This window comes from Acinetobacter sp. BD54 (assembly GCF_044778325.1).
In the GTDB taxonomy this organism is placed as follows: Bacteria; Pseudomonadota; Gammaproteobacteria; order Pseudomonadales; family Moraxellaceae; genus Acinetobacter; species Acinetobacter baumannii.
This window is the reverse complement of record NZ_JANJEP010000001.1, coordinates 551,379-567,942: the sequence shown is the minus strand read 5'-3', so window position 1 is coordinate 567,942 and position 16,564 is coordinate 551,379. Positions and strand designations below refer to the sequence as shown.

The following is a 16,564-nucleotide window of genomic DNA, read 5'->3' as shown; positions in this document are numbered from 1 at the left end:
AAGCAGTATCAATACGGGCACCTAAAAAATCACCACGGCGCAATACTTTGGCAAACAAACGCATTTGCCCACTGGTCCGGGCACGTTCACCTTGTAAGCGTGCAAGTGGCAAAGCGGTTTCCTGTGAGACAATTTCAAGAAAATCTGTACCCAAAGCATCGAGTTCATCGGCAATATTTTCTAAAAAAACTGCACGCTGTTCAGGTGACGTATGGCGGGAAGTCTTAAAGGCTTGACTGGCTGCTTCACAGGCCTGATTAATCTCTTGCTCGGTTGCATGGTGAAACTCATAAGGCAGAGCTTCACCAGTCGTAGCATGAATGCTTTTTAATAAGGTTGTACCTTGTGCGCTGCGTGAACCGCCAATAAAGTTGTGTCCAATGACCATTTTTATATTCCTTAGAGAGTAATAACTGAACCGACCGGTAATTCGGGTTGCATATGAGCAAGTTTGTTTTTGAGTGGATGGCCGAACTCTTTCATTTCAATTTCAAACTCATCGTTGACTTGCGCTTGAATACCGTCGGCAAAAGACAAAGTGGCTGTACCGAAGTAGTGAATATGAACATCCCCTGCTTTTAAAAATTGTTGATACTTAAAGTGGTGATATTCCAGATTTGCCAAGCTATGGCACATATTGTCCTCACCCGACAAAAACTCTTTTTCCCAAATGATTTGTCCATTACGGCGCAAGCGGCTGGTTCCGACTAAATGTTTTGGTAGTTCACCTGTCCGTAAAGCCGGACCAAAACTACAAAAACGTAATTTTGAATGCGCCAGATATAAATAATTACGACGCTCCATCACGTGATCAGAATATTCATTGCCTAGCGCAAACCCGATTCGGTAAGGCTTTAAGTCTTCTCCAATAACATAGAGTCCTGCGATTTCAGGTTCTTCGCCGCCATCTTCGGCAAATGGGGGTAAAGGCAGCTCTGCTCCCGGTCTTACCACAATTGAACCGTCACCTTTATAAAACCATTCTGGTTGCGCACCGATCTGACCTTCTGCTGGACGGCCCTTTTGTAGGCCCCATTGAAATATTCGCATGGTGTCGGTCACCGAGCTGTCATCGCTTAAATTTTGTTGATGCATTTTGTCGCGTGCAGATGCAGAACCTAAATGGGTTAAACCTGTACCGGAAATTAAGCAGTGCGTTGGATCTGGATGATCTAAAGGCGGCAATACCTTTAAGTCTGCTAATAAAGATGAATAATCATAAGTTTCGGACTCAAACCCTAACGCCTCAACTTGTTGTTCCAGTGAAACTTTATTGCGGATTGCTAAAAGTGCTAAATCACGAACCGATTGAATATCTTTAACCGGATATGCCATGTTGCCTTCTACTTTCGCGACGGCACGTTGATTTGCACGATTCTCAAATTGAATAATTTGCATGTTTTATTCCTTACAAAGGCTTTTGAATATTCACTGTTTGTGTTTTTTGACGTTCGAGCTTGGCATAGACGATGTAAGTCAGAATCAAGCCAAAAAGCATGACGATAGATAAGAAATACAAACCAGCAGCCATATTTCCCGTGTATTCTTTTAAAAGTCCGATCCCAAATGGACCGACATAACCACCTAAATTTCCAACGGAGTTAATTAAGGCAATACCAGCCGCTGCACTTGCACCTGTTAAGAAACGACCCGGTAATGTCCAAAACACGGCAGTCGATGAAAATAGACAGAACGCAACTACAGCCAAAGCTGCCAACTGCATAACTGGAGAATTTAGCCAACCGCTTAAAAACATTGCACAAGCACCTAGTGCATACAGAAGACTTAAGTGTCCGTAACGATCGTTCAGGCGGTCAGTACTACGCGGAATAATGAGAAGTCCAATAATTCCAAAAATATAGGGAATGCTAGATAAGAACCCAATTTGAATATCACTACCTCCGCCAAATTGCTTAATAATGGTAGGAAGCCAGAGATTTAAACCATAAATACTTAAAGTTACCGGTAAGTAGTAAAGTGCTAATAAAAGTACGCGTTTGTCTTTTAAAGCATGTAGTGGATTGGCATGTCGGGTTTGGTCATATTCGGCTTCATCTTTAACGAGTTCATTTTTAAGCCATTGTTTTTGTTCAATGCTTAACCATTTTACTTTATCAATGTTATCGGGCAGCCACAAAAAGGTAGGTAAAGCCAATAAAACCGCGGGCAAGCCAACTGCAACAAACAACCATTGCCAGCCGTGTAAATTTGCAATGCCATCCATTCCAAGTAATAGACCAGCTAAAGGCCCTGCAATCATCATGGCAATTGGTTGTGAAAGCACAAACATTCCCATGATTTTTCCGCGATGCCGCACCGGATACCACTGCGTAATTAGGTATAAAACACCAGGGAAAAAACCCGCCTCTGCTACACCGAGTAAAAACCTTAAGAGATAAAAACTTTTAGGGCCTTGAATAAGCGCCATGGCCATGGTGATGAGGCCCCATGTTAATAAAATGCGGGTAAACCATTTACGAGCACCAAATTTGTCTAAAAGCAAATTACTTGGGACTTCAAAAAGAAAATATCCAATAAAAAATAAGCCAGCTCCTAGACCATAGGCAGCATCACCAATTCCTACATCGGCACCCATATGCAAATGAGCGAACCCGACAGCGGCCCGATCAATATATGCCACCAGATATAGTATGACTAATGCAGGTATCAGCTTAAACGTGACCGTCCGTATTACATCCTTTTCGAAATCCATGTTCGACTCCATTTCCTATTATTTACTTATAGAGCATCTTGCTCGTAAATTATCCTTTCAATTTAAAATATAGTAATACTATTTAAATTTCAAACCTTTTAAAAATAAAATTTATGGTGTATTTTTAAATTAATTAATTCTAATAGTAATACTATATAGGGAAATTTGTATGAATAACAAACAAGTTCTTCGCTCAGCTGCCTGGTTTGGTACAACGGATAAAAATGGCTTTATGTATCGTAGCTGGATGAAGAACCAAGGAATTCCAGATCATGAGTTTCAAGGCAAGCCCATTATTGGAATTTGTAATACGTGGTCTGAACTCACCCCATGTAATGCGCATTTCCGAAAAATTGCCGAACACGTAAAAAAAGGGATTTTAGAAGCGGGCGGCTACCCTGTTGAGTTTCCTGTATTTTCAAATGGTGAGTCGAATTTACGTCCTACCGCCATGTTTACCCGCAACTTAGCCAGTATGGATGTCGAAGAAGCGATTCGTGGTAACCCTATTGACGGTGTGGTGTTACTGACAGGTTGTGACAAAACCACCCCTGCATTATTAATGGGAGCTGCAAGTTGTGATATTCCTGCCATTGTAGTGACTGGTGGACCAATGCTGAATGGTAAGCACAAAGGTAAAGACATTGGTGCAGGTACCATCGTTTGGCAAATGCATGAAGAACTCAAAGCAGGCAAAATTGATTTAAATGAATTTTTATCTGCCGAATCTGGTATGTCACGCTCAGCTGGTACATGTAATACCATGGGCACGGCTTCTACAATGGCTTGTATGGCTGAAGCCCTAGGCACTTCTTTACCCCACAATGCGGCCATTCCAGCGGTAGATTCTCGCCGTTATGTGTTGGCTCATCTTTCAGGTATGCGCATTGTTGATATGGTTCATGAAGATTTACGCCTTTCTAAAATCTTAACCAAAGAAGCCTTTGAAAATGCGATTAAAGTCAATGCAGCTATTGGTGGTTCAACCAACGCCGTGATTCATTTAAAAGCAATTGCTGGACGCATTGGTGTAGATTTACAACTTGATGACTGGAACCGTGTTGGCCGTGGCATGCCAACCATTGTTGACTTACAGCCTTCGGGTCGTTTTTTAATGGAAGAGTTCTATTATAGCGGCGGCTTGCCAGCCGTGATTCGCCGTATGGGCGAAGCCAGTCTCTTACCACATCCACAAGCCTTAACCGTAAACGGTCAAACCATTTGGGAAAACTGCCAGCAATCACCTATTTATAACGATGAAGTGATTCGGAAAATAGATAACCCAATTCGACAAGATGGCGGTATGTGTATTTTGCGCGGTAATTTAGCGCCTAAAGGTGCGGTGCTTAAACCATCTGCCGCCACACCGGAGTTGATGAAACACCGTGGTCGTGCAGTCGTATTTGAAAACTTCGATGATTATAAATCCCGTATTAACGACCCAGATCTAGATGTCGATGAAACTTGTATTCTTGTGATGAAAAATGCTGGCCCTAAAGGATATCCGGGCATGGCCGAGGTTGGAAATATGGGACTACCACCAAAAATTTTAGCCAAAGGCATTACCGACATGGTTCGTATTTCCGATGCACGAATGAGTGGAACAGCGTATGGTACGGTCGTTTTACATGTTGCCCCTGAAGCTATGGCAGGTGGGCCTTTGGCCGTAGTTCAAAATGGTGACTTTATCGAACTTGATGCCTATGCTGGAAAACTTCACCTAGAAGTGAGTGATGAAGAACTTAAGCAACGTCTTGAAAATTTAGCGCCACCAGCTCCACCAAGTTTTATTGGCGGCTACCGTAAGCTCTATGTAGAACATGTTTTACAAGCCGATGAGGGTTGTGATTTTGATTTCTTGGTCGGTTGCCGTGGCTCAGAAGTTCCACGTCATTCCCATTAATATTTATTCTTGAAAAAGATGATCTTGTTAAAACACAAGGTCATCTATACCATAGGATATTCAACATGTCGTAATAGTGAAATATGAGTAAAGCTGACTATAAAAATCCTATTCCAAGCAAAAGCCAACATGCATTAATCGTTCAACAATTGGGATTAAAAATTGTTTCTGGAGAAATTTCAGAAAATGAAAAACTCCCAAGTGAAGTTGATTTGTGTGAGGAATATAAAGTCAGCCGCCCTGTCTTTCGCGAAGCAATACGCGTTTTAAATGCGAAAGGCTTAACTTATTCAAGGCCCAAAATCGGAACAGTAGTTCGACCTAAAGAAGAATGGCATTTACTCGATCCGGATGTATTGTTTTGGCTAATTCAAACGACGCCTGAGCACGAGTTTTTTAAAACACTTTCTACCGTACGACGAGTTTTAGAACCAGAGTTAGCCTATATTGCGGCAAGTACAGCAAATGAAGAAGATATTGAACGTATTAAGCAAGCCTATGAAGGAATGGAAAAGGCGACAACAGTTGAAGAGTTTATAGAACCCGATATCCAGTTTCACTTAGCAATTGCCAAAGCAACGCATAATGACTTATTGGCTTATATGTCAAAAATGCTGGTTTTACCTTTGCAGCAATCGATTCAAGTCACCAGTCTACGCCCAAATTTACAAGGTCATTCATTACCAAGACATAAAGCGATTTTAACAGCAATTGAAAATAAAGATCCGCTCTCTGCTCGTCATGCTTCACTGGTTCAGCTAGACGATACTAAAATGGCTTATGATTTAATTAAAAAATAATTTTCTCTATGTATTAGAAAAAGCCTGCTGACTCCAAATTAAAGTGATCAGGCTTTTTATGTATAAATTAGAACACCTTTTTTACAGATACTGTAAAGGTCGAATCAATCGGATTTGAAATTGGTGCATCTGGTTCACCGTTACTATAATTTCTATAGTATCCGTCTTTGTCCCATGCTTTGGTATAAGCTAACCCTGTAGTCCAGCCATCACCTAAATCTTTAATAAGTTCGACTTTCATATCCTGAAAGTTAGCTTCTGAGAAGTTTTTAATTCTTTCATAGCCATAGTGGGCACCAAAAGTCCAACATTCATTGATCGGCTGTGTAAAATTTAAATCTAAATAAGTTGTTCCTCGTGAACGTTTACCTTCCGGTCCACCCATCGTATTTGAGTTATAACCTGCGTAATCTGGGGTATAAGTAATAAAATATTTGAGATTTAAAGGACCATAGCCAATTTGGGGCACAATTTCGCCATAGTTATAGCTTGTACTCCCCGTTTCAACCGTACTTTTTGCACCTGGGTAATAATAATAAAAAACAGACATTCCAATTGAGAATTTATCGATGGTTTTTAAATAACCTGCATAAAAGTCCCATTCAACTGAAGCATCACGGAGATAGTTAGAACTTACATTGGATGCCCAAGTACCCACAAATAGCCCATTCGGATTTGCATAGTCGAAACCAATTTGTAGTGCAGGCTTACCCCAAGTTTGTTGAAAACCACGCGAAATATATTGACTTGCAAAAGTCACATTCGCACTATACGGAGAAATTTGTTCTTGTTCATTTAATTGTTCAGCATGTACAACACCTGTAGACATAATGAGAGAAGCTACACCTAAAATTTTTCTCATTTAATAATTCCTTTTACATATTACCTATAGGTTTAAAGTTTTAAAATAACATGATAATTCAATTTAAAGCGTATTAAAAATTTATAAATTCAAATTTCTGGATACTTCTTCTTCGCTATAGATCTCTTCAATACAATCTAAGATTTTAGGAATATAGGAACTTTGGTCCATGTTGCGCATGGATAGAGAGATGGGACTATAGGCTTCTAAGTCTAAGATATTTAAATAAGTTAGATTCTTCATTCCAATGTCGCAGGCGCTTTCCGGAATAATACAAATACCCTCTCCGGATGCCACTAAGCCAAGTGCCATATGAATTTCTCGTACTTCAGTCAGCTTGGCCGGAACAAGACCTAATTTGGTAAATAAAGCTTGAATAGTGGTCGAAAAATTTGGTTTAGGTGTGGTTGGATAAGAAAAAATCGTCTCATTGATAATTTGAGATAAATAAATTCCTGACTCTTGGAAATCACTTAATGGGTGTTTTTTATGGATTGCGAGTTTTAATTTTTCTTTTCTGAGTAAAAGTCGCTTAATGGCTGGATCACTAATTGGTAATCGACCAAAACCTAAATCAATTTTTCCTAACTTTAAAGCTTCAACCTGATCTCGTGTACCACATTCAATAAGCTCGACATGAATGTCAGGATTTTTTTGCCTAAATAGATAAATGACTTGTGGTAATCGCCCATAAAGAAGCGAACTCACATAACCAACTTTAACAACGTTCTCGACCAGCTTCATTTTTTTAGCCATCGAAGCAGCTTGAGCGGTGTGCGTCAAAATTTGCACCGCATGCTGGTAAAAAAACAGCCCTGCTTCCGTTACTTTTAACGGACGAGAGCCTTTTTCGAATAAATCGATCCCTAATTCTTCTTCTAGTTTTTTGATTTGGCGTGTTAAAGGTGGCTGAGCAATAAAAAGCTTTTCTGCGGCTTTCGTCAGACTCTGTTCTTCAACAACGGTAACAAAATAACGTAGATGTCTTAATTCCATTAATATACCTTTTTAGTATCTTAAAATACCGTTCTATATCTATTTTAGGCTATTACATTCTTCTATGGTATACAAACAAGTTCGTAATAGTTGAAACTTCATGTATAGAACCATAGAAACCATACTTGTGGATATTCCAACTATCCGTCCTCACCAGTTGTCTGTGACTACTATGCGTACCCAGACTTTGGTACTCGTTAAAATTACGACCACGGATGGTATTGTCGGTTGGGGTGAAGCCACCACCATTGGTGGGCTGAACTATGGTGAAGAAAGTCCTGAGAGTGTCAAAGCCAATATTGATACCTACTTTGCACCATTACTGACATCAGTTAAAGATTTAAATGTTGCACAAACACTAAAACTGATTCGTAAAAATATTAATGGTAACCGCTTTGCTAAGTGTGCCATTCAGACTGCCCTACTTGATATTCAGGCCAAACGTTTAGGTGTGCCATTAAGCGAAGTTTTAGGTGGACGTCTGCGTAATAGTTTACCTGTGCTTTGGACGCTTGCGTCTGGTGACACAGAAAAAGATATTGCTGAAGCTCGCAAAATGATTGAGCTAAAGCGCCACAACACGTTCAAACTTAAAATTGGTGCACATCCTTTACAGCAAGATGTTGACCATGTGATTGCTATTAAAAAAGCATTAGGTGCTGATGTTAGTGTACGTGTAGATGTAAACCGTGCATGGTCAGAACTTGAGTGTATTCATGGTATTCAACAGCTCCAAGATGGTGGAATCGATTTAATCGAACAGCCATGTGCAATTCAAAATACCGAAGCACTTGCTCGCCTCACCCAACGTTTTGATGTAGCCATTATGGCTGATGAGGCTTTAACTGGACCTGACAGCGCGTACCGTATTGCAAAAAATCATGGTGCAGATGTATTTGCCGTAAAAATTGAACAATCTGGTGGTCTGATTGAAGCATGTGAAGTTGGCAAAATTGCTGGTTTGGCTGGTATCGATCTATATGGCGGCACTATGCTTGAAGGTCCTGTAGGAAGTATTGCATCGGCCCATGTATTTGCAACTTTTGAAACGTTAGCGTTCGGCACTGAATTATTTGGTCCGTTATTACTTACCGAAGAAATTTTAAAAGAGCCGCTACGTTACGAAAACTTTGAATTGCATTTGCCGACAGCTCCGGGCCTAGGCATTGAAATTGATGAAGATAAGATTGAGAAATTACGTCGTTAAGGCAACAGGATAAGGAGTTTCCCATGTTATTTCATGTACGTATGGATGTGCATATTCCACTTGATATGCCAGCCGACAAAGCAAATGAAATTAAGGCCGTTGAAAAGGCTTATTCGCAAGACTTACAACGCCAAGGTAAATGGCGTCATATCTGGCGAATTACAGGTCAGTACTCGAACATCAGTATTTTTGATGTAGAGAGCAATGAAGAATTGCACAACATTTTACAAGGTTTACCTCTCTATCCATATATGGACATTGAAGTGATGGCACTTAACCGTCATCCATCTTCTGTCCGTGATGATGATTCGTAAATAGAAAGAATTTTTTAAATGTGATCTCTGAAGTCCATTTAAAAACCAAGCAGATTATTCAGAAGGTAACAAGGAACGTGGCGGCACTTATTCGCTAGCAAAACAAAATGCCCGCAGCGCTGCCACCCAAAACCGTATTGCATACTTAAGGAGTTTTAGTATGAACCGTCAACAAATTGATGCGCTTGTAAAACAAATGAATGTCGACACTGCAAAAGGCGAAGTTGATGCACGTGTTCAACAAATTGTAGTGCGCCTTCTTGGGGATTTATTTCAAGCCATCGAAGATTTAGACATCCAGCCTTCTGAAGTTTGGAAAGGTTTGGAATATTTTACCGATGCAGGTCAAGCAAATGAACTTGGTCTTTTGGCAGCAGGCTTAGGTCTTGAACATTACCTTGACTTACGTGCAGATGAAGCAGATGCCAAAGCTGGTATTACAGGCGGTACACCTCGTACTATCGAAGGTCCACTTTATGTTGCTGGCGCACCTGAATCAGTTGGCTTTGCACGTATGGATGACGGAACTGAGACTGGCAAAATCGATACCTTAATTATTGAAGGTACGGTAACCGACACTGATGGCAATATTATTGAAAATGCCAAAGTTGAAGTATGGCATGCCAACAGTTTAGGTAACTATTCATTCTTTGATAAGTCACAATCTGACTTTAACTTACGCCGTACCATTTTCACCGATGCAGATGGTAAATATGTAGCGTTAACCACTATGCCAGTTGGTTATGGATGCCCTCCTGAAGGTACAACTCAGGCTCTTCTTAACAAGTTAGGCCGTCATGGTAACCGTCCATCTCACGTTCACTACTTCGTTTCTGCACCGGGTTACCGCAAGCTGACTACTCAATTCAACATTGAGGGTGATGAGTATTTATGGGATGACTTTGCTTTCGCTACTCGTGACGGTTTAGTGGCAACAGCAGTAGATGTCACAGACCCTGCTGAAATTCAACGCCGTGGTTTAGATCACGCTTTCAAACACATCACATTTAACATTGAATTGGTTAAAGAAGCCGCTGCTGCTCCTTCAACTGAAGTTGAACGCCGTCGCGCTAGTGCTTAATTGAAAGTGTATGTGAGTTAAAAGTTCGCTTTTGACTCACAAAATTTACTCCATTTATTACTACCATTAAGAATTTCAATAAATTTTTAGCGGTAGTAATACATCACGTTACCTCATGCTCTAAGGTTTCTCACATGATTGACAAAAGTAAGTCCTCACTAAGCGAGGTTTTATCGCAAATTAAAGATGGTGCAACCATTCTGATTGGTGGTTTTGGTACCGCAGGACAACCCGCTGAACTCATTGACGGTCTGATTGAACTTGGCGTTAAGGACCTGACCATTGTGAGCAACAATGCCGGTAATGGGGATTATGGTCTCGCTAAGCTGCTCAAAGCCGGTTCAATTAAAAAAGTGATTTGCTCTTTCCCACGTCAGTCTGACTCTTATGTATTTGATGAACTGTACCGTGCCGGAAAGGTTGAGCTTGAACTGGTACCGCAAGGCAATCTGGCGTGCCGTATTCAGGCAGCAGGTATGGGGCTTGGGGCGGTGTTTACACCTACTGGCTTTGGAACACTTTTAGCTGAAGGCAAAGAAACCCGTCATATTGATGGTAAAGATTACGTGCTTGAGTATCCGATCAAGGCTGACTTTGCCCTGATTAAAGCTTACAAGGGCGACCGCTGGGGCAATCTGGTTTACCGTAAATCTGCACGTAACTTTGGCCCGATCATGGCCATGGCTGCTGATGTCACCATTGCCCAGGTTTCTGAAGTGGTTGAACTGGGTGGATTAGACCCGGAACACATCATTACTCCAGGTATCTTTGTACAGCATGTTGTACAAGTACAGCCCGCACAGTAAGCAATAAGGAGAAATAACATGAGCTACCAGAAACTCAGCCGTGACCAGATTGCAAAACGTGTGGCACAAGATATTCCAGATGGTGCCTATGTGAACTTGGGTATTGGTTTACCAACCAAGATTGCCAGCTACTTACCTGCCGATAAAGATGTCTTCCTACATTCTGAAAATGGCCTGTTGGCTTTTGGCCCACCACCAGCGGCAGGTGAAGAAGACCCTGAACTGATTAATGCGGGTAAAGAGTTTGTGACCATGCTTGAAGGCGGCAGCTTTTTCCACCATGGCGATTCATTTGCGATGATGCGTGGTGGTCACCTTGATATTGCGGTGCTTGGGGCATTTCAGGTGGCAGCGAATGGTGACTTAGCGAACTGGCACACGGGTGCGCCGGATGCGATTCCTGCTGTTGGTGGTGCGATGGATTTGGCGGTTGGTGCCAAGAAAGTATTTATCACTACAGACCACGTCACCAAACAAGGTGAGCCGAAGATTGTGGCTGAGCTGACCTATCCGGTAACGGGTAAGCACTGTGTTGACCGTATTTACACTGACCTGTGTGTAATTGATGTGACCAAAGATGGTTTAAAGGTGATTGAGAAAGTTGAAGGTCTTAGCTTTGATGAGTTACAGGCTTTAACCGGTGCAACTTTGATTGATGCGACTCAAGGGTAAGGTTTATACAGCAAAGACCTATTCCACAGCGTTCACTATCGTGACAGGCGACATGGATGTCGCCCGTTGGACAGGGAGGCAAGGAAGCCTCCTCTGTTCAACAAAGGTTTTTGTTACTTTTAACCTTTCAAAAGTAAGGTATCGCTTATGCAACAGACCTATGGATATCACAGTAAATTACGGCCGTGATGTTATTGGTTGATATGAAAATTTATAAAGTATCACAACGGAGTCTTATCTGTTTAAGCCAGATGCCACTCGCTAATTCGTGTCACTTTTTTAAAAAAGTAAACAAAAATCTTTGTTACTCAGACACAACTTCCTTGTTGTGCTGAGCAACACGGCGACATCCATGTCGCCACCGTGAAATACCTACGGAGAATGGCTAAAAAGGCCTGAAGTAAAGGACAAAAGTTAGAATGAAAAACGCTTATATCATCGATGCCATCCGTACTCCATTCGGCCGTTACGCCGGTGGCCTTGCACCCGTCCGTGCCGATGACCTTGGCGCTGTGCCGATTAAAGCGCTCATGCAGCGTAACCCAAATGTAGATTGGGAACAGGTCGATGATGTGATCTACGGCTGTGCCAACCAAGCCGGTGAAGATAACCGTAATGTTGGCCGTATGTCAGCACTACTTGCAGGTTTACCGTATCAGGTGCCTGCAACCACCATTAACCGTTTATGCGGTTCATCACTCGATGCCATTGCCATTGCTGCCCGTGCCATTAAAGCCGGCGAAGCGAATCTGGTGATCGCAGGTGGTGTGGAAAGCATGAGCCGTGCACCTTATGTGATGGGTAAGTCTGACAGTGCCTTTGGCCGTAGCCAGAAGATTGAAGACACCACCATGGGCTGGCGTTTCATTAACCCTAAACTTAAAGAATTGTATGGTGTAGACACCATGCCCCAGACTGCCGAAAACGTCGCTGAACAGTTCAACGTCAATCGTGCAGATCAGGACCAGTTTGCCTTGGTGAGCCAACAACGCACCGCAAGCGCGCAAGCCAAAGGCTTTTTTTCTAAAGAAATCGTGGCAGTTGAAATCCCTCAGCGTAAGGGTGATGCTATTGTGATTGATACCGATGAGCATCCTCGTGCATCAACCACACTTGAAGCTTTAAGCAAACTTAAGCCTGTTGTAAAAGCAGATGGCACAGTCACTGCGGGTAATGCTTCAGGTATTAACGATGGTGCGGCAGCTCTGCTGATTGCTTCTGATGAGGCAGTTCAGGCATACAACTTAAAACCGCGTGCCAAGATCATTGCTTCAACAGCCGTAGGTGTAGAACCACGCATTATGGGTTTTGCTCCGGCACCAGCGATTAAAAAATTACTTAAACAAGCCAACCTGACTTTAGAGCAGATGGATGTGATTGAGCTCAATGAAGCCTTTGCTGCACAGGCTTTGGCAGTGACCCGTGATTTAGGCTTACCAGACAACTCTGACAAGGTGAATCCAAACGGTGGTGCCATCGCTTTAGGTCATCCACTTGGTGCATCAGGTGCACGCTTAGTCACTACAGCTTTAAACCAGCTTGAACAAACAGGTGGCCGTTATGCCTTGTGTTCAATGTGTATTGGTGTGGGGCAAGGCATCGCATTGATTATTGAACGTGTTGAAGCACTTTAAGGAGAAACAAATGCCATCTTTTCAATCTGCCGATGCACAAATTAACTATCAGACCTTTGGCGAACAGTCTTCCCCTGCTCTGGTGTTTTCCAATTCTTTGGGCACCAATTATGGTATGTGGCAAAAACAGTTTAATGAGTTAAAAGATCAATTTTTTGTGATCTGCTATGACACTCGTGGTCATGGTTCATCATCTACGCCTGACGGTCCATATACTGTAGAGCAATTAGGTGAAGATGTTGTCCGTTTACTGGATCATCTGAATATTAGCAAAGCTGCTTTTTGTGGTATTTCCATGGGCGGTTTAACAGGTCAATGGCTGGCGATTCACTACCCTAACCGTTTTAGTCATGTCATTGTGGCAAATACTGCCGCTAAAATTGGACAAGAACAGGCATGGCTTGACCGTGCAAAATTAGTACGTGAGCAAGGTTTACAACCAATCGCAGCTACAGCAGCTTCGAGATGGTTTACAGATCCCTTTATCCAAAGTCATCCTTCAATTGTCAACAACCTGTGTAACGACTTAAGTGCTGGCAGCGCAATAGGTTATGCCAATTGTTGTGAGGCTTTGGCTAAAGCGGATGTCCGTGAGCAATTAAAAGACATCAAAATTCCTGTATTGGTGGTTGCAGGAACTCAAGACCCTGTAACGACAGTTGCAGATGGCGAGTTTATGCAGCAACGTATTCCGCAATCACATCTTGAAGAAATAGATGCCTCTCATATTTCTAATGTCGAGCAACCAGAAGCTTTTAATAAAATCTTAAAAGATTTTTTATTGGGCTAAATTCGTCTTCTATAAAACTCATTCATTTCAAAAAAAGGCCTATAACGGCCTTTTTTATTCTCTCAAAATAGAAAATTAAATAACTTGTTCGAGAAGGTATAAATATATACCTCAAATGTAATGGAAAATTACATGGATAAATAACAGTATTTTAAATTCATGAACAGGGCTTGTTCATCAGTGACGCGACTCTAAGTTGATTCTTAAATCGCTCACTTCTATTCATAATGAAAGTAAGGATATCTAAATTGAACATATCTATGCTGAACTCTCGGCCTCACCCTACACGCCCTTTAATTAAATATGGAACATTACTTTTAGGTGCGCTTTTAGCGGGTTGTAATTCCTCATCAAGTTTAGACCCCACACCGGCACAAAAGCAGATCACAATTAAGCGCGATAAATTCGGTACACCACATGTATATGCAAATGATACCTATGGACTTTTTTACGGCTATGGATATTCGGTAGCGACTGATCGATTATTCCAGATGGAAATGTCAAAACGTACAGGACAAGGTACGGTTGCCGAGGCGCTCGGTCCCGACTATCTTCAATATGATATTGCGACACATAGTCGTTTTGACCCAGAAAATATTAAGCAACAACTCGCCGCGCTCTCACCAGAAGACCGAGCAATTTTTGAAGGTTATGCCGCAGGTTTTAATAAGCGTGTTAAAGAGGTTTTAGCAGATCCAGCTCTTATGCCTAAAGAGTTCACAGATCATGATTTTAAACCATCAACATGGCAACCAGAAGATATTGCTATGGTTTGGGTGGGCTTAATTTTAAATCGCTTCTTTTCAGCAAGTTCGGAAGTAACAAATTTAGATTTACTCACGCAACTGCAAAAAGAAAAAGGTCAAGAAGAAGGCCTTAAAGTCTATCAACAATTACGTTGGCTAGATGACCCAAGTGCCCCAACTATTATTCAATCTGCACAAAAAACTCAGCTTTTAGCACATCAACAACAAATACTTAAAGACATTAGCCCTATTTCAAACAAGGCAGCCAAAACCTATTTAGCTCAAGCTCGCATTGCTTTAGGCAAAAGTGTGGTAGATGGTGTACCTACCGCCAGTAATGCATGGGTCTTAAAAGGTGATAAGACTATTGAAGGCCAAGCAGTTTTATATAATGGCCCACAGCAAGGATGGTATACACCAGCAATTACCTACGCTATTGGTTTACATGGTGCTGGCTATAATTTGACAGGTATAACTCCAGTTGGCTTGCCTGCAATTTTATTTGGAACTAATGGCAAAATCGCATGGGGTTCGACGGTAGGTTCACTCGATACTAACGATGTTTATCAACTTACCCTAAATCCAAGTAATTCAAAAGAATATTTATATAAAGGGGTTTATATTCCATTTGAACACAAGCAAGTAAAAATAAAAGTTAAGAATCAAGCCGACCATGTTTTAGATGTTTATAAGAGTAAACAAGGTTTTGTCAGTACATGGGATGAAAATAACCATACGGCCTATGCACAAAAACGTAGCTGGGAAGGTGTAGAAATTGAAACCTTATTAGGATGGGCAAATGCAGCGAAAGCCTCAAATTGGGATGAGTTTCTTGCTCAAGCCAAACGTGTCGCGGCCTCTATCACTTGGTTCTATGCCGATACTAAAGATAATATCGGTGTGGCTGCTTTAGGCCGTTTACCTATTCGCCCTGAAAACCAGCATATTCAGCTTCCAGCTAAAGGTGATGGTTCAATGGAGTGGCAAGGTTTTTATAACTTCTCACACAACCCTAAAGAATACAATCCGCAAAAAGGTTATGTCACAAGCTGGAATAACAAAGCCTATGCAGGTTTACGCTCAGATTCGTCAAACTTTTCTTATGTAGATCGGGTGAATGAACTAATTGAACCTTTAGAAAGTAAAGCAAAACTGAGTCAGCAAGAAATTTGGGAAATTAATAAAACGGCTGCATGGTCTGATTTAAATGCGCGTTATTTTGTTCCTTATATGGTCAAAGCTGCACAAAGTCCTAAGGCAACACCGTTAGCTAAAAAAGTCGCTCCCTTACTTGCCAGTTGGGATCTTAAATTACGCCCTGATAGCGAGGCGAAATATTATCAAGGTGCAGCACCAGCAATTACGCGTACATGGCTTAATCAAATGATTGAACTGGTACTCAAACCAAACCTTTCAGAAAATATTTATAAGCGTTATACCGATACGCTTTATCCGGTAAATAATGATCCACGAAGTGCACAGCCAGCGAGTGCATCAAAATTAATCTGGAATGCACTGCAAGGAAAACAGGCAAGCGTTCCTCAGAATGTTGATTTCTTAAAAGGACAAACAGCAGATGAAGTCGTATTAAAAGCTTTAGAAAATGCGCTGACTGAACTTTCAAATCAATATCACTCTACCGACCCGAACGACTGGAAAATTCCGGTCGCAACCATGGGCTTTTCCAGCAAAAATTCGGTAGGCATTCCTTGGGCTGATCCATCACATGAACAACAGCTTAGCACCTATGGAAATACGGGAAGTGCTACTTTTAGAGTGGTCTTAAATCCAAATCAAGTCACCATGTGTTCGATTTTGGCCCCAGGACAAAGTGGTTTTATCAATCAAAATGGAAAACCTGATGCCCACTTTGCAGATCAGCTCTCTTTATTTGAAAGTTATAAATGTAAAGATGATGCGGTGAGTCAAAAAGAAATCGACCAATCAACTCAACAAAGCATCACTTTAAACTACTAACTTTTTAGCCCAATTTTTATATTAAAAGACTGAGGTTTGTTATTTATAAAATGACAAACCTCT

Annotated in this window: 15 protein-coding genes; 10 read left to right on the top strand and 5 right to left on the bottom strand. The window is 41.5% G+C overall.

The window, feature by feature from the left end:
• From NQ782_RS02770 to abaQ, 3 genes are all read right to left on the bottom strand, one after another.
• Positions 1-388: aldehyde dehydrogenase family protein (locus NQ782_RS02770; protein ID WP_267581174.1), on the bottom strand; the 388-nt coding region annotated here is incomplete at its 3' end.
• Positions 389-399: 11 nt separating this feature from the next.
• Positions 400-1,398, bottom strand: a complete 999-nt coding sequence (araD1, locus tag NQ782_RS02765) for an AraD1 family protein (protein ID WP_005128565.1) — start codon at positions 1,396-1,398, stop codon at positions 400-402.
• Between the two features lie 10 nt (positions 1,399-1,408).
• Positions 1,409-2,713 carry a multidrug efflux MFS transporter AbaQ gene (abaQ, locus tag NQ782_RS02760; RefSeq protein WP_000345072.1) on the bottom strand — a complete coding sequence of 435 codons (1,305 nt, stop codon included), beginning with the start codon at positions 2,711-2,713 and terminating at the stop codon, positions 1,409-1,411.
• A 169-nt stretch (positions 2,714-2,882) separates the two neighbouring features.
• Between abaQ and NQ782_RS02755 the strand changes: the two genes are divergently transcribed.
• Positions 2,883-4,616: an IlvD/Edd family dehydratase gene (locus NQ782_RS02755; RefSeq protein ID WP_031380431.1), complete on the top strand. Its 1,734-nt coding sequence runs from the start codon at positions 2,883-2,885 to the stop codon at positions 4,614-4,616.
• A gap of 83 nt (positions 4,617-4,699) precedes the next feature.
• Positions 4,700-5,416, top strand: coding sequence for a FadR/GntR family transcriptional regulator (locus NQ782_RS02750; RefSeq protein WP_000029961.1), 717 nt, complete (start codon positions 4,700-4,702; stop codon positions 5,414-5,416).
• 67 nt (positions 5,417-5,483) lie between these two features.
• On the opposite strand, the gene NQ782_RS02745 is transcribed toward NQ782_RS02750, so the two are convergent.
• Positions 5,484-6,278 carry a TorF family putative porin gene (locus NQ782_RS02745; RefSeq protein WP_057094494.1) on the bottom strand — a complete coding sequence of 265 codons (795 nt, stop codon included), beginning with the start codon at positions 6,276-6,278 and terminating at the stop codon, positions 5,484-5,486.
• A gap of 81 nt (positions 6,279-6,359) precedes the next feature.
• Entirely contained in the window at positions 6,360-7,274 is a 915-nt protein-coding gene (locus tag NQ782_RS02740) for a LysR family transcriptional regulator (protein WP_000423293.1), read from the bottom strand.
• Between the two features lie 100 nt (positions 7,275-7,374).
• On the opposite strand from NQ782_RS02740, the gene NQ782_RS02735 reads away from it, so the two are divergent.
• The 8 genes from NQ782_RS02735 (at position 7,375) to NQ782_RS02700 (ending at position 16,501) form a co-directional block, all read left to right on the top strand.
• A complete protein-coding gene (locus tag NQ782_RS02735; protein WP_025467881.1) occupies positions 7,375-8,481 on the top strand; it encodes a muconate/chloromuconate family cycloisomerase in 1,107 nt (368 codons plus the stop codon).
• 23 nt (positions 8,482-8,504) lie between these two features.
• Complete coding sequence (gene catC / locus NQ782_RS02730; RefSeq protein WP_000897235.1) at positions 8,505-8,795, top strand: muconolactone Delta-isomerase; 291 nt, start codon at positions 8,505-8,507, stop codon at positions 8,793-8,795.
• A gap of 160 nt (positions 8,796-8,955) precedes the next feature.
• Positions 8,956-9,876, top strand: coding sequence for a catechol 1,2-dioxygenase (gene catA, locus NQ782_RS02725; RefSeq protein WP_001081618.1), 921 nt, complete (start codon positions 8,956-8,958; stop codon positions 9,874-9,876).
• Between the two features lie 134 nt (positions 9,877-10,010).
• The gene (locus NQ782_RS02720; RefSeq protein WP_000566012.1) at positions 10,011-10,682 is read left to right on the top strand and encodes a 3-oxoacid CoA-transferase subunit A; all 672 of its coding nucleotides are present in this window, start codon (positions 10,011-10,013) and stop codon (positions 10,680-10,682) included.
• Between the two features lie 18 nt (positions 10,683-10,700).
• On the top strand, positions 10,701-11,354 hold the full coding sequence (locus NQ782_RS02715; RefSeq protein WP_000121755.1) for a 3-oxoacid CoA-transferase subunit B: 654 nt from the start codon (positions 10,701-10,703) through the stop codon (positions 11,352-11,354).
• Positions 11,355-11,773: 419 nt separating this feature from the next.
• Positions 11,774-12,988 (top strand): 3-oxoadipyl-CoA thiolase, encoded by a 1,215-nt coding sequence (gene pcaF / locus NQ782_RS02710; RefSeq protein WP_000786447.1) that lies wholly within the window; start codon positions 11,774-11,776, stop codon positions 12,986-12,988.
• A 10-nt stretch (positions 12,989-12,998) separates the two neighbouring features.
• Positions 12,999-13,778, top strand: coding sequence for a 3-oxoadipate enol-lactonase (gene pcaD, locus NQ782_RS02705; RefSeq protein ID WP_057093458.1), 780 nt, complete (start codon positions 12,999-13,001; stop codon positions 13,776-13,778).
• 260 nt (positions 13,779-14,038) lie between these two features.
• Positions 14,039-16,501: a penicillin acylase family protein gene (locus NQ782_RS02700; protein WP_057093454.1), complete on the top strand. Its 2,463-nt coding sequence runs from the start codon at positions 14,039-14,041 to the stop codon at positions 16,499-16,501.
• Positions 16,502-16,564: the final 63 nt, after the last annotated feature.